Genomic DNA, 222 nt, shown 5'->3' with positions numbered 1-222 from the left:
AAGGCAAGTGTAGCAGCGATACAAAAGGCGACATTAGCTCAGTTGGTAGAGCGATACCTTGCCAAGGTATAGGTCATCGGTTCGAACCCGATATGTCGCTCCAAATTAAAACTTAGTGATTTACCAAATCATTAATAAAGATTACGCGACATTAGCTCAGTTGGTAGAGCGATACCTTGCCAAGGTATAGGTCATCGGTTCGAACCCGATATGTCGCTCCAA

2 tRNA genes are annotated in these 222 nt (G+C 44.1%); both read left to right on the top strand.

Going from position 1 to position 222, the window contains the following annotated elements:
* The first annotated feature begins 27 nt into the window (after positions 1-27).
* Positions 28-103: transfer RNA gene (locus tag KO533_RS22570), tRNA-Gly, on the top strand.
* Between the two features lie 42 nt (positions 104-145).
* A tRNA-Gly gene (locus KO533_RS22565) sits at positions 146-221 on the top strand.
* Position 222 lies beyond the last annotated feature (1 nt).

This window comes from Shewanella sp. NKUCC05_KAH (assembly GCF_019345585.1).
In the GTDB taxonomy this organism is placed as follows: domain Bacteria; phylum Pseudomonadota; class Gammaproteobacteria; order Enterobacterales; family Shewanellaceae; genus Shewanella; species Shewanella oncorhynchi.
Note: the sequence above shows the minus strand (reverse complement) of the source record. Positions and strands in the feature narration are given on the sequence as shown.